General features: G+C 39.4%; 21 protein-coding genes, 1 tRNA gene and 1 pseudogene. 1 reads left to right on the top strand and 22 read right to left on the bottom strand.

Features of this window, described 5'->3' with window-relative positions:
* Positions 1 to 129: 129 nt before the first annotated feature.
* The 10 genes from eno to LJY09_RS25070 form a co-directional block, all read right to left on the bottom strand.
* The gene (gene eno, locus LJY09_RS25025; protein ID WP_028412055.1) at positions 130 to 1,425 is read right to left on the bottom strand and encodes a phosphopyruvate hydratase; all 1,296 of its coding nucleotides are present in this window, start codon (positions 1,423 to 1,425) and stop codon (positions 130 to 132) included.
* Positions 1,426 to 1,449: 24 nt separating this feature from the next.
* The gene (gene gpmI, locus LJY09_RS25030) at positions 1,450 to 2,982 is read right to left on the bottom strand and encodes a 2,3-bisphosphoglycerate-independent phosphoglycerate mutase (RefSeq protein WP_028412054.1); all 1,533 of its coding nucleotides are present in this window, start codon (positions 2,980 to 2,982) and stop codon (positions 1,450 to 1,452) included.
* Complete coding sequence (gene tpiA / locus LJY09_RS25035) at positions 2,982 to 3,737, bottom strand: triose-phosphate isomerase (RefSeq protein WP_013085385.1); 756 nt, start codon at positions 3,735 to 3,737, stop codon at positions 2,982 to 2,984. Before tpiA ends, gpmI begins: the two co-directional genes overlap by 1 nt.
* A gap of 175 nt (positions 3,738 to 3,912) precedes the next feature.
* Complete coding sequence (locus LJY09_RS25040; RefSeq protein ID WP_028412053.1) at positions 3,913 to 5,097, bottom strand: phosphoglycerate kinase; 1,185 nt, start codon at positions 5,095 to 5,097, stop codon at positions 3,913 to 3,915.
* Between the two features lie 309 nt (positions 5,098 to 5,406).
* Positions 5,407 to 6,414, bottom strand: coding sequence for a type I glyceraldehyde-3-phosphate dehydrogenase (gene gap / locus LJY09_RS25045; protein WP_014457839.1), 1,008 nt, complete (start codon positions 6,412 to 6,414; stop codon positions 5,407 to 5,409).
* Positions 6,415 to 6,460: 46 nt separating this feature from the next.
* Positions 6,461 to 7,489, bottom strand: coding sequence for a sugar-binding transcriptional regulator (locus LJY09_RS25050; protein WP_014457838.1), 1,029 nt, complete (start codon positions 7,487 to 7,489; stop codon positions 6,461 to 6,463).
* Positions 7,490 to 7,622: 133 nt separating this feature from the next.
* On the bottom strand, positions 7,623 to 7,871 hold the full coding sequence (locus LJY09_RS25055) for a glutaredoxin family protein (RefSeq protein WP_033580423.1): 249 nt from the start codon (positions 7,869 to 7,871) through the stop codon (positions 7,623 to 7,625).
* Between the two features lie 12 nt (positions 7,872 to 7,883).
* Complete coding sequence (gene rpoN, locus LJY09_RS25060; protein ID WP_028412050.1) at positions 7,884 to 9,194, bottom strand: RNA polymerase factor sigma-54; 1,311 nt, start codon at positions 9,192 to 9,194, stop codon at positions 7,884 to 7,886.
* A gap of 286 nt (positions 9,195 to 9,480) precedes the next feature.
* On the bottom strand, positions 9,481 to 10,155 hold the full coding sequence (locus LJY09_RS25065) for a hypothetical protein (protein WP_028412049.1): 675 nt from the start codon (positions 10,153 to 10,155) through the stop codon (positions 9,481 to 9,483).
* A gap of 201 nt (positions 10,156 to 10,356) precedes the next feature.
* Positions 10,357 to 10,428: transfer RNA gene (locus tag LJY09_RS25070), tRNA-Arg, on the bottom strand.
* Between the two features lie 220 nt (positions 10,429 to 10,648).
* On the opposite strand from LJY09_RS25070, the gene clpP reads away from it, so the two are divergent.
* Positions 10,649 to 11,236 carry an ATP-dependent Clp endopeptidase proteolytic subunit ClpP gene (gene clpP, locus LJY09_RS25075; protein ID WP_013059707.1) on the top strand — a complete coding sequence of 196 codons (588 nt, stop codon included), beginning with the start codon at positions 10,649 to 10,651 and terminating at the stop codon, positions 11,234 to 11,236.
* A 34-nt stretch (positions 11,237 to 11,270) separates the two neighbouring features.
* Here clpP and LJY09_RS25080 read toward each other — a convergent pair whose 3' ends face one another.
* The 12 genes and pseudogenes from LJY09_RS25080 to hisB all read right to left on the bottom strand — a co-directional run bounded on the left by LJY09_RS25080 (position 11,271) and on the right by hisB (position 21,292).
* Positions 11,271 to 11,525, bottom strand: coding sequence for an HPr family phosphocarrier protein (locus tag LJY09_RS25080; RefSeq protein ID WP_013059708.1), 255 nt, complete (start codon positions 11,523 to 11,525; stop codon positions 11,271 to 11,273).
* Positions 11,526 to 11,553: 28 nt separating this feature from the next.
* Positions 11,554 to 12,498, bottom strand: coding sequence for a DNA-binding protein WhiA (gene whiA, locus LJY09_RS25085; protein ID WP_108674346.1), 945 nt, complete (start codon positions 12,496 to 12,498; stop codon positions 11,554 to 11,556).
* A 33-nt stretch (positions 12,499 to 12,531) separates the two neighbouring features.
* Positions 12,532 to 13,518 carry a gluconeogenesis factor YvcK family protein gene (locus LJY09_RS25090; protein ID WP_028412048.1) on the bottom strand — a complete coding sequence of 329 codons (987 nt, stop codon included), beginning with the start codon at positions 13,516 to 13,518 and terminating at the stop codon, positions 12,532 to 12,534.
* Positions 13,515 to 14,408, bottom strand: a pseudogene (gene rapZ / locus LJY09_RS25095) (RNase adapter RapZ). The gene LJY09_RS25090 and the pseudogene rapZ overlap by 4 nt, the downstream one beginning before the upstream one ends.
* Before the next feature lie 41 nt (positions 14,409 to 14,449).
* Entirely contained in the window at positions 14,450 to 14,908 is a 459-nt protein-coding gene (locus LJY09_RS25100; RefSeq protein WP_013059712.1) for an 8-oxo-dGTP diphosphatase, read from the bottom strand.
* 303 nt (positions 14,909 to 15,211) lie between these two features.
* Positions 15,212 to 16,165 carry a thioredoxin-disulfide reductase gene (gene trxB / locus LJY09_RS25105; RefSeq protein WP_013059713.1) on the bottom strand — a complete coding sequence of 318 codons (954 nt, stop codon included), beginning with the start codon at positions 16,163 to 16,165 and terminating at the stop codon, positions 15,212 to 15,214.
* A 111-nt stretch (positions 16,166 to 16,276) separates the two neighbouring features.
* The gene (locus tag LJY09_RS25110) at positions 16,277 to 17,779 is read right to left on the bottom strand and encodes a tetratricopeptide repeat protein (protein WP_099000234.1); all 1,503 of its coding nucleotides are present in this window, start codon (positions 17,777 to 17,779) and stop codon (positions 16,277 to 16,279) included.
* Positions 17,780 to 17,960: 181 nt separating this feature from the next.
* The gene (hisIE, locus tag LJY09_RS25115; RefSeq protein ID WP_033580421.1) at positions 17,961 to 18,584 is read right to left on the bottom strand and encodes a bifunctional phosphoribosyl-AMP cyclohydrolase/phosphoribosyl-ATP diphosphatase HisIE; all 624 of its coding nucleotides are present in this window, start codon (positions 18,582 to 18,584) and stop codon (positions 17,961 to 17,963) included.
* Positions 18,581 to 19,339: an imidazole glycerol phosphate synthase subunit HisF gene (hisF, locus tag LJY09_RS25120; protein WP_025752585.1), complete on the bottom strand. Its 759-nt coding sequence runs from the start codon at positions 19,337 to 19,339 to the stop codon at positions 18,581 to 18,583. Before hisF ends, hisIE begins: the two co-directional genes overlap by 4 nt.
* Positions 19,339 to 20,073 (bottom strand): 1-(5-phosphoribosyl)-5-[(5-phosphoribosylamino)methylideneamino]imidazole-4-carboxamide isomerase, encoded by a 735-nt coding sequence (hisA, locus tag LJY09_RS25125; RefSeq protein ID WP_025752584.1) that lies wholly within the window; start codon positions 20,071 to 20,073, stop codon positions 19,339 to 19,341. The genes hisF and hisA overlap by 1 nt, the downstream gene beginning before the upstream one ends.
* On the bottom strand, positions 20,060 to 20,707 hold the full coding sequence (gene hisH / locus LJY09_RS25130; RefSeq protein ID WP_155010594.1) for an imidazole glycerol phosphate synthase subunit HisH: 648 nt from the start codon (positions 20,705 to 20,707) through the stop codon (positions 20,060 to 20,062). The genes hisA and hisH overlap by 14 nt, the downstream gene beginning before the upstream one ends.
* Positions 20,708 to 21,292, bottom strand: a complete 585-nt coding sequence (gene hisB / locus LJY09_RS25135; protein WP_013059719.1) for an imidazoleglycerol-phosphate dehydratase HisB — start codon at positions 21,290 to 21,292, stop codon at positions 20,708 to 20,710.
* Positions 21,293 to 21,341: the final 49 nt, after the last annotated feature.

Genomic DNA, 21,341 nt, shown 5'->3' on the forward strand with positions numbered 1-21,341 from the left:
AGTACGCGCACTACGCTAAGGTTAATTTATCATAAAAAACCCTCTCATACAAGTAATGACAGCGAAATACACCGGATTTTAACATAAAAAAACGGATGACAATCGTCATCCGTTTTTTATGATTTCAACTTATTTTTTTAAGTTGTAGAAAGATTTAGCGCCATCGTATACAGCTAGAACACCTAGCTCGTCTTCGATGCGTAGTAATTGGTTGTATTTCGCAATACGGTCTGTACGGCTCATAGAACCAGTTTTGATTTGACCAGCATTTGTTGCAACAGCGATATCAGCGATTGTTGCATCTTCAGTTTCACCAGAACGGTGAGAAACTACTGCTGTGTAACCAGCACGTTTAGCCATTTCAATAGCTTCGAACGTTTCAGTTAATGTACCGATTTGGTTAACTTTGATAAGGATAGAGTTACCTACGCCTTGTTCGATACCTTGAGAAAGTTTTTTCGTGTTTGTTACGAATAAATCGTCACCAACAAGCTGTACTTTGCCGCCAATGCGCTCAGTTAATAGCTTGTGACCATCCCAGTCATTTTCGTCTAAACCGTCTTCGATTGAAACGATTGGGAATTCGTTAACTAACTGCTCGTAGAAATCTACCATTTCAGCAGAAGTTACGCCTGTACGACCTTCGCCTGCTAAGTCATATTTACCAGTTTCTTTGTTGAAGAATTCAGAAGAAGCAACGTCCATACCTAATTGGATGTCTTGACCAGCTTTGTAGCCAGCTTTTTCGATTGCTTCAACAATTACTTCTAATGCTTCACGGTTAGAACCAAGGTTTGGAGCGAATCCACCTTCGTCACCTACAGCTGTGTTTAAGCCTTTTGCAGATAAAACAGATTTTAACGCGTGGAATACTTCAGCACCCATACGGATTGCTTCTTTGAATGTAGGAGCTCCTACAGGTAAAATCATGAACTCTTGGAAGTCAACGTTGTTATCAGCATGAGAACCACCGTTGATGATGTTCATCATTGGAGTTGGTAATTGCTTCGCGTTGAATCCACCAAGGTAACGATATAATGGAAGACCTACGAAATCAGCTGCTGCGTGAGCTACTGCCATAGATACACCAAGGATAGCGTTAGCACCTAATTTACCTTTGTTTTCCGTACCATCTAGCTCAATCATAAGGCGGTCGATACCGATTTGATCAGTTGCGTCCATACCTACTAATTCAGGAGCGATAATTTCGTTTACGTTTTCTACTGCTTTTAATACACCTTTACCTAGGTAGCGAGATTTGTCACCATCGCGTAATTCTACTGCTTCGTGTTCACCAGTAGAAGCACCACTTGGTACGATTGCGCGTCCGAAAGCGCCTGATTCAGTATATACTTCTACTTCAACTGTTGGGTTACCGCGAGAATCTAATACTTCGCGTGCATAAATGTCAAGAATTGTTGGCATTTTAAAACTCTCCTTTATAATTAATTATTTAATTAATGTTTTACCTGTCATTTCTTTTGGCTGTGCTACATCTAGAAGAGTAAGCATTGTAGGAGCTAGATCCCCTAGAATACCGTCTTCACGAAGCTCTAAGCCTTGTTTTGTTACAATTACCGGAACAGGATTCGTTGTATGAGCCGTCATTGGATTACCTTCAAGTGTAATCACTTCATCAGCATTACCATGGTCTGCTGTGATAATTGCTGTACCGCCTTTAGCTAAAATTGCATCTACAATTTTGCCTAAGCACTCATCTACTGTTTCAATCGCTTTTACCGTTGGTTCTAACATACCTGAATGACCTACCATATCAGGGTTTGCAAAGTTTAATAAAATAGCGTCCTGCTTGTCGCCCTCGATTTCTGCAAGCAACGCGTCCGTCACTTCATAAGCACTCATCTCAGGTTTCAAGTCATATGTTGCTACTTTTGGTGAATCGATTAAGATACGTGTTTCACCAGGAAACTCTGCTTCACGTCCACCGCTCATAAAGAACGTTACGTGAGGATATTTTTCCGTTTCAGCAATACGAAGCTGCTTTAAGTTATTTTGAGATAATACTTCACCAAGCGTATTATCTAAGTTAATTGGCTTAAAGGCTACATATCCGTCAACTGTTTCGCTGAAGTGAGTTAGACATACAAAATGTAAGTTTTTCGGATGTTTCTCACCGCGATCAAATGAGCGGAAATCTTCGTTTGCGAACGTATTTGAAATTTGAATTGCGCGATCGGGACGGAAGTTGTAGAAAATGACTGCATCTTCGTCTTGAATTGTCGCAACTGGCGATCCGTCTTCCTTTGTAATAACAGAAGGTAAAACGAATTCGTCATAGATTCCATTTTCATATGAATCTTTTACGCACTCTTCAGCGCTTGTATATGATGGACCTTCACCGTACACCATTGCGCGGTATGATTTCTCTACGCGCTCCCAGCGTTTGTCGCGGTCCATTGAGTAGTAACGTCCTGAAAGTGTTGCAATTTCACCAACGCCGTACTCTTCAATTTTTTCATTAAGTTCTTTTAAATACGTTTCAGCAGATTGAGGTGCTACGTCACGACCATCTAAGAAGCCATGAATGTAGACTTTTTCTAAGCCTTCACTCTTAGCTAGACGCAATAATGCATAAAGATGTTCGATATGACTGTGTACACCGCCATCAGATAAAAGTCCGAAAAGATGAAGGTTTGTACCCTTTTCTTTTGCGTGCTTTACAGCTGCTACAAGCGTTTCGTTTTGTTCAAACTCGCCTTCACGAATTGCTACGTTTACACGAGTTAAGCTTTGGTACACAATTCGGCCTGCACCGATGTTTAAGTGACCTACTTCAGAGTTACCCATTTGGCCTTCCGGTAAGCCTACAGCTTCTCCAGACGCCTGAAGTGTAGCATGAGGATACTCGTTCCAGAAACGGTCGAAGTTTGGTTTTTTTGCATGTGTTACCGCATTACCTTTATCTTCATCGCGTAATGCAAAACCATCTAAGATGATTAATGCTACTGGCTTTTTACTCATTACTTACCAGCCTCCAAAAGCTGTAAGAAAGAATCTGCTTCTAAGCTTGCTCCACCTACTAAAGCTCCGTCAATGTCTGATTGAGACATATATTCTTTAATATTAGCAGGTTTTACGCTACCGCCGTATTGAATACGTACAGCATCTGCAACATCTTGAGAGAATTGCTCTGCAACAACGCTACGGATGTATGCACAAACTTCGTTTGCACCTTCAGCAGTTGAAGATTTACCTGTACCGATTGCCCAGATTGGCTCATATGCGATAACCGTTTGTTTTACTTGCTCATCAGTTAGACCAGCTAATGCTTTTTGTACTTGATTAGCTACAACTGTTTTTGTTTGGTCTTGTTCATACTCTTCGTTTGTTTCACCGCAGCAAACGATTGGTGTTAAACCGTGTTTGAATGCAGCAATTGTTTTTTGGTTTACTGTTTCGTCCGTTTCAGCAAACATTTCACGACGTTCAGAGTGTCCTAAAATTACGTAGTTCACACCTAGGTCTGCTAATGCAACAGGGCTCACTTCTCCAGTGAACGCACCGTTTTCTTCGAAGTGCATGTTTTGTGCACCAATTTTTAAGTCTGTGCCTTTAGTCGCTTCTACTAAACGATCTAAAAATAGTGCAGGTGCACATACTACTGAATCTACGCTTTCAGGAGATGGTACTGCTCCTTTTACTTCTTCAACAAAGCTAGTTGCTTCAGAAAGTACTTTATTCATTTTCCAGTTTCCTGCAATAATTGGTTTACGCATGTGTAACACCGTCCTTTGTTTATTGTGGGTTTTCACTTCACGCGTTAGATGTCCAAGAGGGTGCTGTTAAAAGTGATTCGGTCCCTTTTATCTCTTGGTCATCCTTCTTCGCTGCTTGATAATTATTTATATTATCAGTCGTCAGGTCGGTCCTCCGTCTTACTGAAACATAAACTTACTTATCGTTTAGTGCAACTACGCCTGGAAGTTCTTTACCTTCCATAAACTCTAGTGACGCACCGCCACCTGTAGAAATATGGCTCATTTTATCAGCTAGGTTGAATTTTTCAACAGCTGCTGCAGAGTCTCCTCCGCCGATTACTGAATATGTGTCAGTTGCTTCTGCTAAAGCTTCAGCTACTGCTTTTGTTCCATTAGCAAATGCGTCTAATTCAAATACACCCATTGGTCCATTCCAAATAACTAACTTAGAGTTTTTGATTACGTCAGCATAGATTTCACGCGTTTTCGGTCCTGCGTCTAAGCCTTCCCAATCGCTTGGAATGTTTTCAATTGATACAACTTGAATATTAGCATCATTTGAGAAGTCATCTGCTACTACCACGTCCACTGGCATGTAGAAGTTTACTCCGTTTTTCTTAGCTTTTTCCATGAAAGATTTTGCAAGTTCAATCTTGTCTTCTTCAAGAAGTGATTTACCTACTTCATGGCCTAGTGCCTTAATAAATGTGTAAGAAAGTCCTCCACCGATGATTAAGTTATCTACTTTATCAAGTAAGTGGTCAATTACACCGATTTTGTCTTTAACTTTTGCTCCACCAACGATTGCAGTAAATGGACGTTCTGGGTTCGATAATGCTTTTGAAAGCACATCAAGCTCTTTTTCCATTAAGAAACCTGCTACTGCTGGAATGTGTTGAGCAATTCCTTCTGTTGAAGCATGCGCACGGTGAGCTGCACCGAATGCATCGTTTACGTATACATCTGCTAATTCAGCAAACGCTTTTGCTAATTCAGGATCGTTTTTCTCTTCGCCTGGGTAAAAACGTACGTTTTCAAGTACTAAAACATCGCCTTCGCTCATGCCGTCGATTGTTTTCTTTACTTCTTCACCAAAAGCTTCGTCAGCTTTTGCAACGTCTTTACCAAGAAGAGCTTGTAAACGTTCTGCAACAGCATTTAGACGTAATTCTTCAACAACTTCGCCTTTTGGACGTCCAAGATGGCTAGCTAAAATTACTTTTGCACCTTGTTCTACTAAATATTGAATAGTAGGAACAGCTGCACGAATACGAGTTTCGTCTGTTACTTTTCCGTCTTTCATTGGTACGTTAAAGTCTACGCGACAAAATACTCGCTTTCCTTTTACATCGATGTCTTTCAACGTTTTTTTGTTCATCGTTAAAAGGCCTCCTTAAGTATTTATGGTACTAAGCAAGTAGGCTTCTATGTAATCATCAATCCACAAACCAACGTACATTTCATTTTATATATTGGCGCCTTTCTATATAAAGTGAAACTCGAGTTAGCTGTTTATGACGCTTTTTCATGTAGAAGCCAATACATAAATCAAGGAAGAGGGGGTATGCCCCTCTCTTCCTTAGCAAGTCTTATTATAGTCGTTCTATTTTCAGATATCCAATAAAAAAGGAAAGTCTAGTCGATTTCTGTCTTATTGAATCAAATAGAAGCGAATTTTAAGTTATTCTTATAGTCCTTTAGCAGCGATGTATTGAGCAAGGTCTACTACACGGTTAGAATATCCGCTCTCGTTATCGTACCAAGAGATAACTTTAACCATGTTACCTTCCATTACCATTGTAGATAATGCATCGATTGTAGAAGAGTTGATGTTACCATTGTAGTCACCAGATACTAGTGGCTCTTCGCTGTAACCAAGGATGCCTTTAAGATCGCCTTCAGCAGCTTCTTTAAGAGCGTTGTTTACATCTTCAACAGTTACTTCTTTATCAAGTTCAGCAACTAAGTCTACTAAAGAAACGTTTGGAGTTGGAACACGCATAGCTCCACCGTTTAATTTACCTTTTAATTCAGGTAATACTAGAGATACAGCTTTAGCAGCACCAGTTGAAGTTGGGATGATGTTTTCAGCAGCTGCACGAGCACGACGGTAATCTTTGTGTGGTAAGTCTAAGATTTGTTGGTCGTTTGTGTAAGAGTGAACTGTTGTCATCATTCCGCGTTTAAGACCGAACTTGTCGTTTAACACTTTAGCAAATGGCGCTAAGCAGTTAGTTGTACAAGAAGCATTTGAAATTACGTTGTGGTTAGCTGCATCGTATTTGTCTTCGTTAACACCCATTACGATTGTGATGTCTTCATCAGATGCTGGAGCAGAGATAATTACTTTTTTAGCTCCTGCTTCTAAGTGTTTTGCAGCGTCAGCGCGTTTTGTGAAGAATCCAGTAGATTCAACAACAACTTCTACGCCTTGTTTGCCCCAAGATAATTGAGCTGGGTCGCGTTCAGCAGAGATTTCGATTGTTTTACCGTTTACTACTAAGTTGCTACCATCTACTACTACTTCTGCATCTAATTTTCCGTGTACAGAATCATATTTTAAAAGGTGAGCAAGCATGTTAGCATCTGTTAAGTCGTTGATTGCTACTACTTCAACGTTATCATTTTTTAAAGCTGCGCGGAATACATTACGGCCGATACGACCAAATCCGTTAATACCAATTTTTACTGCCATGGGTATTTCCTCCTTGAATGTAAAAAGTATTTTTTTATATGAGGGATTAATTAAAATCCCTTACTAACTCTTTTGCGGCGCCTTCATCTGTAATGAGAATCGAATCATGCGCTTGTTGCATAAACGCTTTAATTGCCTTTGCTTTTGATGAACCTCCTGCAACAGCAATAACACATTTATTGTTCTTTAAATCATCGAGTTGTATGCCAACTGTTTTAACTTTATGAACAACTTCGCCTTGATGATTAAAATAGTATCCAAATGCCTCACCTACAGCATGTCCATTTTTCACTTTTTCTAAGTCAGCTTGTGGTGTTTTACGGCGTTCTGCCATTGTCATAGCGTCTCCTATTCCGTGAACAACCATACCAGCGGACTTGATTAAATGAAGCATGTCTTTAATAGATGGCTCACCGATAATGGATCGGTATGCTTCATCACTAAGCTGATCTGGAACATGAAGCAAGCGATAGTGACTCATGGACTTTTCAGCCATCTTAGCACAAATCGTGTTTGCTTGGTTTTGTACATTTTCACCTAACCCTCCGCGAGCAGGTACAAAAAGTACATCAGGGTGTTTTGAATCAGGTGTCATCATTTCGGCAACGGCGGCAAGCGTTGTACCACCTGTAACAGCAACGGTATTTTTTTCACCAACAAGGCGCTCCTTGATACACGAAACAGATGCTCGACCCATTTCATTTTTGACCCAAGGAGACTGATCACTATCTCCAGATACAACAACAACTTCTGATAAAGAAAACGCCTCTTTTAATGTTGTTTCCAATAATCGAAGTCCTGAAACTTCCTTCATTACTTCTTCTAACTCAGCTAGAAGTAGTTCTCCCTCGTTTGTAAGCGTCATCCCACTAGGGTAAATGTCAATCAAATCTTGTTCTTTTAAGAATGTTACTTCGCTTCGTAACACACGCTCTGTTAGCCCAAGGCTTACAGCTAAGTTTCTGCGGCCAATCGGCTGCATTAAACGTATGTATTGCAAGATTTGATAGCGCTTTTGCATAACTGAGAGAAGTTCAGGTAATAATTTTCGTTGTACTTCTATTAAAGAACGCATGTTAAAATCCCCTTAAGGCATAAACTTGCTGGACATATTTTGTCCCATATAGACATATTATGTCCCACCTTGCGCAAAAAAAATTCACCCTGCTACAAAATCTATTCTAACAGGAGTGAATCCTTTATTCAACTCATGTGTTGCCTATTTTTAAAAGTAAGCGTTTTCTTAATGGAATACCTGTTATTTTTCCATATTCCACTTCTTCTCCATCCATTTCTACTACAGGAATCGCAAGGTGATACTTTTCCAACCACTCATCGTTTTTGTAAATATCTCGTTCCATAAGCTGAAAGGGAAACTCAGACTGCATCTCTGCAAGCAGCTTCTTTGCATCATCGCATAAATGACAGCCATTTTTGGTATATAGTACGACTTCCACATTCCCACTCCTTTACTGCGTGACAAAAAGTTTTCGTTGACTGGATGGTAGAACGTTTAATTGGTCTCGATATTTGGCTACCGTTCTTCTTGAAATAGTAACGTTATAATTGCTTTGCAAGACGTTAGCCAACTGCTGATCTGAAAGCGGACGCTGTTTGTTTTCTTCTGATACTAGCTTTTTAAGCAGTTCTTTTACGTGAGTTGTAGAAGTCGCTTCGTTGTTGCCCAGTTGAATACTAGTTGAGAAAAAAGATTTCATTGAAAAGGTGCCAAAAGGTGTTTGAATATATTTGTGCCGAGTAGCACGGCTAATCGTTGATTCATGCACAGAGGTTTGTTCCGCTACTTCCTTCATCGTTAACGGCTTCAAATACGAAGGGCCCTTTTTAAAAAATGCTTCTTGTTCAACGAGTAAAGTATTCATTAATGCGTTTAATGTGTCTTTGCGTGTGTGTAAACTTTTCATAATCCATTGAAATTCACGATATTTCTCTTGCAAATAAGAAAACATTTCTTGGTTCTGCTTATTTTTCAGCTGAAGTTTGTATTGTTCGTTCACTGAAAGACGAGGTTCCAAATCCTCATTTGCATAAGCAACGACATTTCCATCTTCAATTTTCACAATAAAATCCGGTACAATGAATCGTTCATTGGACTTCATATAAAATGATCCAGGACGAGGATTTAATTTCTTAATCTGTTCATGTAATTGTTGAAGAGCTTCAAGTGAGATTTGACATAACTTTGAGATTTTCATCCATTTTTTATAAGCAAATTCCTCAAAGTGATGTGTCAAAATTTGCTCTATTTTTTCTGTCCATTGATTACTTCTTTTTAATTGGAGCATTAAGCACTCCTGTAAACTTCTCGCCCCTACTCCTGCCGGGTCCATCTGCTGCACAAGTTGAAGAGCCTTTTCAACCTGCTCTTGATCTTGGCCAAGCTGGTTAGCAAGTATGATTAACTCATCGTGCAAATAGCCAGCATCATCCAGACTATGAATAACAAACTCAACGGCTGCCTGCTCACATTCATCTAATTTTAATAATGCGGATTGATTCATTAAATGTTCGTACAGCGTTTCTTTAGGAGCTGGTATACTGCTCATATAATCTGTTGAATCAGAAGTTGCATGATTTTTTTGATTGTGAGATGTATTGACGGGCAGCTCTGAAAAATCTATAAGCGGATTTTGAAGCGCCTGCTCATGTAAAAACGCTACAATATCCATCGATGAATATTGTAAAAGAGAAATAGCTTGTGATAATTCTTTTGACATCGTCAGTTTTAACGACTGCTGCTGAAATAATCCAATCTCCATTATTTCTCCCCTCCCCTTCATCTATTTTACTATAAAAACGCTTTCAAAGAGCATGTAACTATTTTTTATATGTAATTTTTTCATCAAAAAATCTCCGTCAACCTTTGTTAACGAAGCATTTCATCCTATTTTTAGTTACTAACCATCAAAAAAGTAATAGAGCTATACACCTTTATAACTTTTCATTATAATTCGCGCCTACTACATGATCCGAGTACTAATTCGACATGACGTTTTCTTCGTCATGTCGAATTTTCTGCATTTGTATAATATATAGAAGAATTGCTTATTGAATAGTTTGTGCCATTTGCATAAACTTGTCTAAGTTTTCTGCGTCATTTTTCGTAAAAATGGTTAGCTTCATTGGTTTCTTTCCTTTAACCAACACGGCGTTTACCGTATGATCGCCAGATGTGGCTTCATACCAAACAGAATCTTTGAAGATTCCATTCTCTTCAAGATTCTTTTTCTCTGCTGCATTTTTATTAACTGCTGTTGCCGTTTGTTTAACAGATTGAGCAGCGTCATCCAGCGATGCTTCTGATGAAAGCATTTCAATACGCATAAATTGAGAATCATCTGAAGTTAACACTAACGCATCTTTTCCAGGTTCTTCACCCGTTAGTTTATAGCCGTCCATTACTTGAATAGAATAATCTTGTTCTGGGCTTTTTGTTAGTTTTGTTTCTGAAGAAGACCTTGACTGTCCACCTTCCGCCGTTTCGCTAGTCGATGATTGACTTCCTGAAGGTTCGGCTGAGACCTCAGCAGAATCCGCATCTTTTTTCGACTCTTCTTTTGCAGCGCCTGATGTTTGATCAGATTTAGAAGCTGTATCCTGCTGAACATTTTCTGCTTGATCATTAGACTTCGGCTGAGCAGAATCTTCGTTCGTCCCGCATGCAGATAGTAATAGGGCTACCGATGCACTGACAATGAAAAGTTTGTTCATGTATTTCATATTTATTCCTCCTCCGTGTTTCTTTTCCTTATATACTGTTTTATAGTATTCTGACAAATTCCGCAACCGGTACAATGGAATTAATTTCTTGCTTCCTTACGCGTATAAAGGGTTATAGAAGGAAAATAAATATTATTTTTTGAGAAGATGAGCCTTTTTACTCAAAATAAAAAACGTTGCGTAATCCGCAACGTTTTAAGACGCCCTCGACAGGATTCGAACCCACCCTAAGAGAACCGGAATCTCTTGTGCTATCCACTACACTACGAGGGCATATTTGTCACAACTTCCATTATAGGAGAGAAAACTTCTCTTTTCAATAGAATACTACGTTTATTTTTTTTAGAAGGGGGAAAAATTTTAATAATGTCAAAGAGGAATACATAGTCTTTTAAGCGAATATGTGTAGTAGAGGTTCTTTTGTTTGACCTTTATTGACCATACGTGTATTATAGGTACATAACAAATTATTCTTGTTAAGGAGGAATTTAATATGAACTTAATTCCTACAGTTATTGAACAAACAAACCGTGGTGAACGTGCTTATGACATTTATTCACGTTTATTAAAAGACCGCATTATTATTTTAGGTAGTGCTATTGATGATAATGTAGCTAACTCGATCGTTTCTCAGCTTCTATTCTTAGCTGCTGAAGACCCAGAAAAAGATATCTCACTTTATATCAACAGCCCAGGTGGCTCTATTACAGCTGGAATGGCTATCTATGATACGATGCAATTCATTAAGCCAAAAGTTTCTACAATTTGTATCGGTATGGCTGCATCAATGGGTGCTTTCTTACTGGCTGCTGGTGAAAAGGGCAAACGTTTTGCTCTTCCAAACAGCGAAGTAATGATTCATCAACCTCTTGGTGGTGCTCAAGGACAAGCTACTGAAATCGAAATTGCGGCAAAACGTATTCTATTCCTACGTGAAAAACTAAATTCAATTTTAGCTGAGCGTACAGGTCAACCGTTAGAAGTGCTACAACGTGATACAGATCGTGATAATTTCATGACTGCTGAACGCGCTTTAGAATACGGTCTAATTGACAAAGTATTAGAAAACGACCCTAAATAAGAAAAAAGCCTTTCCCACTTTGGGAAAGGCTTTTTTATGCATCGTTCTCTACGTAAGCGACTAACGCATCCATTGCTTCTTTTTCATCTACCCCTTCAACAATGAGCGTAATAAGAGAACCGTTATTAATCGCTAAGCTCATTAACCCCATGATACTTTTAGCGTTGACTACTTTCTCATCTTTCTTCAAGTACACATCAGATGTAAAACGAGTTGCTTCTTGCACGAATAGTGCCGCAACACGAGCTTGTAATCCCGTTTTTAATTTTACTTCTACTTGTTTTTCCATGATAAAATCCTCCCCCTTGCAATTCCCCTTATGTGACTGGCTGACCGGCGCGAAGCTTGTCTGCTATTTGGTCAATTTTACGCAATCGATGGTTAATGCCTGATTTGCTAATTTGACCTCCAGATACCATCTCACCAAGCTCCTTTAACGTAACGTCTTGATATTCCACACGCAAACGAGCAATTTCTCTTAGCTTTTCTGGTAAGATATCTAATCCAGCTGTTTCATCAATATAACGAATGTTTTCCACTTGACGAATGGCCGCTCCGATTGTTTTGTTTAAGTTAGCTGTTTCACAATTAACTAAGCGATTAACGGAATTTCGCATATCTCGGACAATTCTTACATCCTCAAACCGTAAAAGAGCGTTATGGGCTCCAATGATATTTAGAAACTCCGTAATTTTTTCAGCTTCTTTCAAATAGTTAATATAGCCTTTTTTTCGTTCTAATGTTTTACTATTCAATTGAAATTCGTTCATTAAATTGCATAAAGCTTCGTTGTGCTCTTCATACAATGAAAAGATTTCAAGATGGTACGATGATGTCTCCGGGTTATTAATAGAGCCGCCGGCTAAAAATGCGCCTCTTAAGTAGGATCGCTTACAGCATTTCTTTTGTACTAGCTCTGGTGAAATACGATGTGTAAACGTGAATCCTTCTTCTACAATTTTTAAGTCTTCCAAAAGCATTCTTGTTTTCTCTACTAATCGAACAATATACACATTGTTTTTCTTCAGCCGCATTTTCTTACGTACAAGCAGTTCTACTGACACATCATAATTTTTCTTAAGCAGGACATAAATGCGTCGAGCAATCGCTGCATTTTCAGTTTGGACATCAACTGTGAATTTTTTATTCGAAAAAGAAAGTGAACCATTCATTCGAATTAATGCAGAGAGCTCTGCTTTTGCACAGCAATTCTTGACTTCTAAATTCGTTAACTCTTTTTTTGTTTCTGATGCAAATGACATAACTTCACCTCCAATCTACATACGGAAATAGTGTTAAACACCAGTATTCGCTTTACCTTGCAGCGATGTCAGCATAGAATACACAAGCTTTGCTACTTTTTTTGTATCATGCCTAATTACGCTGCCGTCATACTGAATAATTTGATCTTCAATCACTTCTAAACCTAATTTTAGCAATACTTCACGGTCATATTCTACAGGCTGAGCCTGCTCTACTTGATATTTCTTTTTTAAAGGTGCCGGAATAGGTGCATTATTGACAATAATCGCATCTAAAAACGCACACGGCATATGGTTGTAAAGCGCTTTAATATGATCACTTGCCTTAAAACCCAATGTCTCACCCGGCTGCGTCATCACGTTGCACACGTACACTTTCTTTGCTTTTGTCGAACAAAGCTCATTACAAATATCTTGCACCAGTAAATTCGGCAAAATACTTGTATAAAGACTTCCCGGCCCCAATACAATTAAATCGGCGCGTCGAATAGCTTTTATTGTCTCGACAAGCGGTTTCACATCGGCAGGCGATAAAAACACTTTATTAATTTTTTTATTAACTTCTGGAATTTTAGATTCACCTGTTACGATGGATCCATCTTGCATCTCCGCATGCAGCACAACACTTTGATTAGCTGCCGGAAGCACTTTCCCTCTGACGTTTAGTACTTTGCTCATTTCTCGTATAGCATGCACAAAATCGCCAGTAATAGACGTCATAGCTGCAAGCAACAAATTGCCAAGAGAATGGCCTGTAAGCTCATTTCCTGTATCAAATCGATGTTGAAAAAGCTCTTCAACTAGTGGCTCTACATCAGATAAAGCAGCTAGCACATTTCGAATATCACCAGGAGCAGGGATTTCAAGTTCATCGCGCAATCGGCCAGAACTTCCCCCGTCGTCTGCTACGGTTACGATGGCTGTAAGATCAAGAGGGTATTCCTTCAACCCTCTTAACAGCACTGGTAAACCCGTTCCTCCCCCAATGACGACAACTTTTGGAAGCTGTTCACTGCTCATCTATGATTTTCCTTTCTCCTCTCAATGTCACGATGAGAAATATGAGTTTTGTATTCATTCTGGAAATGGTGACCTAAATATTCAGCTAATGTGACGGAGCGATGCTGTCCCCCTGTACACCCTATAGCGATGACCAGCTGGCTTTTACCTTCTCGCTTGTACTGCGGAAGCATAAACGAAAGTAGGTCTACTACTTTTTCAATGAACTTTTGAGTTTCCGTCCATTTTAATACGTAAGAAGAAACCTCTTCTTCAAGCCCTGTTTTAGGACGCATATGGTCAATATAGTGAGGGTTTGGCAAAAAGCGCACATCAAAGACTAAATCAGCGTCAATAGGCACCCCGTATTTAAAACCAAATGACATCACATTAACAGTAAAAACTTGTGAAGCGTGCGAAGAAAACTGAGTTAAAATCTTTTCTCTAAGCTCTCTTGGCTTTAACTCTGATGTCTCATAAATAAGCTGAGCTCTTCCTTTTAACTCCTCAAGCAGCTCCCGTTCCATACCAATTCCTTCTAACGGTAAACCCGAAGGAGCTAGCGGATGTGAACGTCTCGTTTCTTTGTAGCGCGTCACCAGTACAGAATCTTTTGCATCTAAAAATAAAATTTGTGGCGTGACCCACGTTGTTTCACTCATGTTATCTAATGCTTCAAATAGGCTTTCAAAAAACTCTCTGCCTCGCAAATCCATAACAAGAGCAACTTTATTCATTTTATTCCCTGACTCTTTCATGAGTTCCAAAAATTTCGGTAGCAATGTAGGGGGTCAATTATCTACACAAAAGAACCCTAAATCTTCAAAACTCTGAATTGCTACTGTTTTTCCTGCACCTGACATTCCAGTAATAATCACTAATTGAATATCGCTTACAGACCCAGTACTCATTTTTCATCCCCCTCAATCTATGCATACATGTCTATTTATCATTAACAAGGATCAATTCGATAAGATAATAACTCGAAATCCGTTGTATACGTAAAGTTGCCATAAATAACACCCGACCCTTTTGCTACATAATCGATAATGTGATGATCTCCCGGGGCCATCGGCAATTCACTTACTTCACTCAAATTATGCCAACCGAGTTTGCCTTCTTCTGATTCTAGCACATTTGTCCCATCAAAATCTGTAGCAAAAAAAGTAAACATCATCCACTCAGATGAAATTTGATCGTTTTCTTTCATCGTAAATGTAAAAATACCTTTTACAGTGGGATTTTTCAAATAAATTCCTGTTTCTTCACGAAATTCTCTTACAACAGAGTCTTTTACAGATTCTCCTTGCTCCATTTTCCCACCCGGGGCCACCCACCAGTTTCTTCGTGGCTTTTGAAGCAACAATACTTTATCGTCTTTCATTAATACACAATTTGTGACCCTTTGCATGTTTTCCACCTCATCATATGTATACTGACATTTTCTTTTATTATACTACGAAACAAACTTCTCTCACAACGGAGATGAACTAACTATTACTAAATTTTCTGAAAATAAACGCTTGCTGTTATATACGTAAATTCAATCTGTTATAGTCAAAAAAAAGAGGCATAGGAACACGTCCTATGCCCGACATACATATATTTTATAAAAGGGGGTCAATTACTATCTATATAGTACCCCATCAATGTTTCACAGGTGTTACAGAACAGTTAAAACCGAATTACGTTTTGTAAACGATTGATTTCAGCCTTATTGCTGAATAGCTTTTAACTTTTCTTTTAACTCTTCTACATAGTGCTGAGCCGCTTGAGCAGCAATGCTGCCATCACCTGTAGCTGTTACAATTTGACGAAGAGCCTTTTCACGAACGTCTCCAGCTGCGAACACACCTGGTACTTTTGTTTCCATTTGCTCGTTCGTTTCAATATATCCTTCTTTATTCGTGATGTTTAGGCTTTCGAATGGTTTTGTTAGTGGAACCATTCCAACATAAATGAATACGCCGTCCGCACCAAACTCGCGCTCTTCACCTGTTTTTGTGTCTACTAACGTTACGCTGCCTACTTTACCGTCTTTTTCATTTACTTCTTTGACTGTTGTATTCCAGATAAAATCAACTTTTTCGTTGTCAAATGCACGCTGCTGTAGGATTTTCTGCGCGCGAAGCTCATCGCGTCGGTGAATAATTGTTACTTTTGTTGCGAAGCGTGTTAAATATACGCCTTCCTCAACCGCAGAGTCTCCACCGCCTACAACGACTAGCTCTTTACCTTTAAAGAATGCACCGTCACATACAGCACAATAAGATACGCCGCGGCCGCCTAGTTCTTTTTCTCCTGGCGCACCTAATTTTTTATATTCAGCACCAGTAGCAACGATTACTGAACGTGTTTTATATTCTTTGCTGCCTGCACGAACTGTCTTGTATTCTTCTCCGTCGATGATTTCTTTAATATCACCGTACGCATATTCCGCACCGAATTTTTTTGCATGCTCAAACATTTTGTTAGAAAGGTCAGGACCAAGGATATGATCATAACCTGGATAGTTTTCTACATCTTCCGTATTAGCCATTTGACCGCCTGGAATTCCGCGTTCAATCATTAGTGTTGATAAATCTGCACGAGATGTATATACAGCAGCAGTCATACCTGCTGGACCTGCCCCAATAATAATGACATCATAAATTTTTTCTTCTGTCATTTCTTTACACTCCTTTTAGGAAATTCCTTCGTAGTTGATTCCAAATTTATGGATAATTATTTCGTTACCACTATCCTAATATGTTCTTCCTATTATCGTCTATTTTTTTGCTCAATTTAATAACGTATTCACAATTTTACTGTACTTTCTAACTGTTGCAGCCGAAATGGAATATTGTTTTGCCGCATCGGCTTGAGTAATAGACTGGTTTTGTTCTTTCGCCCATATATATGTGACGGCTGCAGCCCATGCATTTACGTTCACATGCTGAAAATCATAGGATTGTTTATATACCTGTACATATACATAAAACCAAAAGCTTAAAAGATCCTGGGTATCACTTTCAGTCTGCGATTCCATCTCCAGTTCAATAACATCTGCCACCTCAAAAATCACATGTTGTTTATCCTGCCATACATACGTATATACTTCATCCAAAAGTGTACTCATATGTATGGACGATTTGATTTCTTCTAAAAGAAGCAGACGCTGCTGTTCAGGAAGCTTTTTTGCCATATACAAGCTGTAAAGCTGATCGTGAACATTGTTTGTTGCACACTTCTTTTTCGCTGTAACATCCACTTTCGATTGAAAAACCTTCGCAGCTTTTTGACTGATGCGCCAAGGCTCCTCTCCTTCTTTATCAGGAACGTCTTCCAATGCCAGCTTCCACATTTCTTTAGAGAAGGCTTCATGTCCAGTATAGTAAGAGGCGTATGAAAGCCAATAATGAAATGAGTTGTCTCCTTGAAAACCTTGTGTATAAAGCTTTTTTAACCATCTGTATGATAGTTTGTATTGACCAATCAACGCAAATGTTGCTCCAAGCTTATAGCGGTGTTCAAATGACATCGGATAAACGCGGCTAAGCCCGTCTGTAAGCTCCTCAACTTCTTTATGCTTATGGCAATAATAATAGAAAATCAGCTGATTGCATAACGCATGAAGATTTCCAGGGTTTTTCTCCAATACTTCATTCAGCAAATCCATTGCCTCATCAATTTTATTTAAATAAAAATAAGCTAACGCTAAATTATTATATGCAGACCAGAATTCTGGATACTCATCAATTATTTCAGTTAACAAATCCACTGCTTCTTCAAAATTCGTTGCTTCAAGCAGTCGTTTTGCTTGTTCTTGTTTTATAATCAGCATGTCGCCTAGCTGATTTTTAGGCTCTTCATCTTCTTCATCCACATCAATTGATAGTAAATCTAACAGATCTGTAGCCGATCGAAAGAGGTCACCATTTGGAAAATGCTCAATGTAATACATCGCGTATTTTTTTGATTCTTCAAACAGTCCAAGATGCGCATAGCTGTTGGCTATATAGTAGTAACAGCTTCCTAATGTATCGTCCATATGATGAATCACATGGAGAAAAAGCTCGTTGGCATCTTGATAATCTCCCTGCTCCGTTAAAGCTACTCCAACGTTTGTAAGAAGCTGTGGATTACGGGCATTTTCTTTGTTTGCACGCGTTAAATACTTGAGCGCTTTATCTGACTCCTCTTCTTCAAACGCCTGCAGCGCTTTTTCGAAATAGAAGTCACCCGTTTGCGAAAATGGAATTACTTGTGCCATTTTTTGAATTACTTTTGAGTGTTTTTCCATTAAGCCCTCCAAATAAGTTGATAATTTCGACGTTCGTAGTATATCACATTTGCCAAGAAGTTTAATACCTCTATTCAAAAAAGGAGCCTGCAAGCAGTCGTTTCTTGACGCAAATAAGAGAAGGTTTTGCCTCTTTTATCTAAAATGAGACAACTCCTTCTCTCCTTTCACTATGTAGCTATTAGCTAGAGTGACGTTCCTTTAATACTGATAGGACATCGTCCAAAGGCAGCTTTTGCTCACGAAGTAAAACAAGTACGTGGTACAGTAAATCCGCAACTTCCCACTTCAGCTCATCATGGTCACGATTTTTTGCTGCAATAATCACTTCACCTGCTTCTTCTCCTACTTTTTTGAGGATTTTATCTACGCCTTTATCGAATAAGTACGTCGTATAAGCTCCTTCTGGCATTTCAGCTTCACGCTTAGCAATCACTTCTTCTAGCTCATTAATAATAGCAAACCGATTATCATTTTGTTTATTTTCGCCAAGAATTGTTTCATTAAAACAGCTGTAAGCCCCCGTATGACAAGCAGGACCTTGAGGCTCCACTTTTACAACAAGAGAATCAGCATCACAGTCATATGCCATGCTCACAATTTTTTGTGTGTTCCCAGAGGTTGCGCCCTTGTGCCATAACTCTTGTCGAGAACGGCTGTAAAACCATGTTTCACATGTATCAATTGATTTTTGAAGTGATTCTTCGTTCATATAAGCCAATGTTAAAACTTCTTTGCTCACAGCATCTTGTACAATAGCTGGCACAAGTCCATCACTGTTGAATTTAATGTTTTCAATCGTCATCGAATGCTCACTCCTTGTTGTTTTGCATAGCTTTTAATTTCTTTTACAGATGTTTCTTTATAGTGAAAGATCGAAGCCGCCAAAGCCGCGTCAGCTTCTCCTTTTTCAAACGCATCGACAAAATCTTGACCATTTCCTGCGCCGCCAGAAGCAATAACAGGAACGCTCACCGCTTGGCTGACTGCTTTGGTTAACGCTAAATCAAACCCTGACTTTTCGCCGTCTTTATCCATGCTCGTTAACAAGATCTCACCCGCACCGCGCTTCACTGCTTCTCTTGCCCAGTCGATTACTTCCCAGTCCGTTGCATTGCGGCCTCCGTGTGTATAGACTCGCCATGATTGTAAGCTTTCATCGTACTTAGCATCGATTGCTACCACAATACACTGAGCTCCAAAAAAGTCGGACCCTTCTGTAATCAGTGCTGGATTGAGTACTGCCGCTGTATTTAATGACACTTTGTCTGCACCAGCACGAAGCATTCTCTTCATATCTTCTAATGCATTAATTCCTCCGCCCACCGTAAAAGGAATCGCTAGCTGAGATGCTACTTCTTCTACAACATGTACCATTGTTTTGCGTCCTTCATGAGAAGCAGAAATATCTAAAAAGACTAATTCGTCTGCGCCTTCTTCATCATAAAATTTCGCCAACTCTACAGGATCTCCTGCATCTCGAAGTTCCACAAACTGAACTCCTTTTACCACACGGCCGTCCTTTACATCTAAACAAGGAATGATTCGTTTTGTAATCATTACGCTTTCACCTCTTGAAGTGCTTCAGCTACTGTAAACTTATTTGTATAAAGTGCTTTCCCTACAATCGCACCAATAACGCCGTCAGCTTCATATTTCTTTAGTGCATCTAGATCAGCAAGCTTACTAACTCCCCCTGATGCAATCACACCTTTTCCAGTAGCCTTAGCCATTTCAACAATTCCTTCCACATTAGGACCAGACAGCATACCATCTGTAGAAATATCCGTGAAAATAAATGTTTCCGCACCAGCATTAGCCAATTCTTTTCCTAGTTCTGTCGCTTTGATTGTAGATGTTTCCACCCACCCTTCCGTCGCAACATAGCCATCACGTGCATCAATACCAATAGCAATACGTGCACCATATTCCTTCAACATTTTTTTCACAAATTCAGGATTTGAAATAGCTGCACTTCCTAAAATGACGCGGTCAATTCCGTTTTCTAAATAGTAAGCAACGTCAGCTTCTGAGCGAATGCCTCCTCCAATTTGCACACGTACATTTAATTTCTTTTTCACGCCTAGCACAAATTCATCATTCACGCGCTTAGCCGCTTTTGCGCCGTCTAAATCAACCATGTGAATCCACTGAGCGCCTTCACTTGCGAATTGTGTGGCCATATCTACCGGAGAGTCTCCGTACACCGTTTCTTTTGTGTAATCTCCTTGAAGCAAACGGACGCACTTCCCTCCGCGCATATCAATGGCTGGATATATTTCAAATTTGCTCATACGATGGGCTCCTTTTCTCTACGAAGTTTGCATAATTTTGAAGCATTTGCATTCCGATTGCACTGCTTTTTTCAGGGTGGAATTGAGTGCCAAATACGTGTTCTTTTCCAACAACTGCTGGAACTTCAACATCATAAGGACTTGTTGCTAAAAGCACGTCTTGGTCGTTTGTTTTTACGTAATAAGAGTGAACAAAGTACACGTGACCTGCACTGATTCCATCAAGCAGAGCGGACTGATGATGAAAATCTAAAGAGTTCCAGCCCATATGCGGAACTTTATATGTCTGTCCTTCGGCAGTAATGCCGGGAATACGCTCGACTCTCCCTTTTAACAGTTCCAGCCCTTTTGTTACACCGTTCTCATCGCTTTCTTCAAATAAAAGCTGCATACCTAAACAAATTCCAAGCAAAGGCATTCCTTTTTCTACTTCTTCTTTAATAAAGTCCGTCAGCTTTGTTTGATTCAGCTGTTCCATCGCATCTTTGAATGCTCCAACTCCAGGAAGAATCAGCCCTTTTGCCTTTCTTAGTTCTGCAGGATCTGCGGAGATGATATAGTCATAGTTTAATCGTTCAAGAGCTTTACTTACGCTGTATAAGTTTCCCATCCCATAGTCAATAATGCCAATCATTTACAACATCCCTTTCGTCGAAGGCACACCTTTGACACGCGGATCAATCGTTGTCGCTTCGTCCAAAGCACGTGCTAATGCCTTAAATACCGCTTCAATAATGTGGTGCGTATTTTTACCGTAGTGTACGATTACATGTACATTCATGCGAGATTCTAATGCAAATTTCCATAAAAATTCATATACAAGCTCTGTATCAAATGTACCGACGCGCGAAGCGGGAATGTCACCTTTAAATTCAAAATGAGGACGATTGCTTAAATCTACTACGACTTGGGCTAACGCGTCATCCATTGGTACAAACGCATTTCCATAGCGTTTAATTCCTTTTTTATCACCGAGCGCTTCTTTGAACGTTTGACCAAGGCAAATACCGATATCTTCCGTTGTATGGTGATCATCAATCTCCGTGTCTCCATCTGCTTTTACATCAAGGTTAAACTGTCCGTGTTTTGTAAATAAATCGAGCATATGATTTAAAAAAGGAACGCCTGTATCAATGTTCGCTTTTCCTTCTCCATCGATTCCAATCGCTAATGCAATATCCGTTTCGTTTGTTGTACGTTTAATACTTGACTCTCTCATTGTGAAACTCCTTTCAACTGTGCATGTAATAAGTAAAGAAAAGAACATT

Source organism: Priestia sp. J2 (assembly GCF_020790095.1).
In the GTDB taxonomy this organism is placed as follows: domain Bacteria; phylum Bacillota; class Bacilli; order Bacillales; family Bacillaceae_H; genus Priestia; species Priestia zanthoxyli.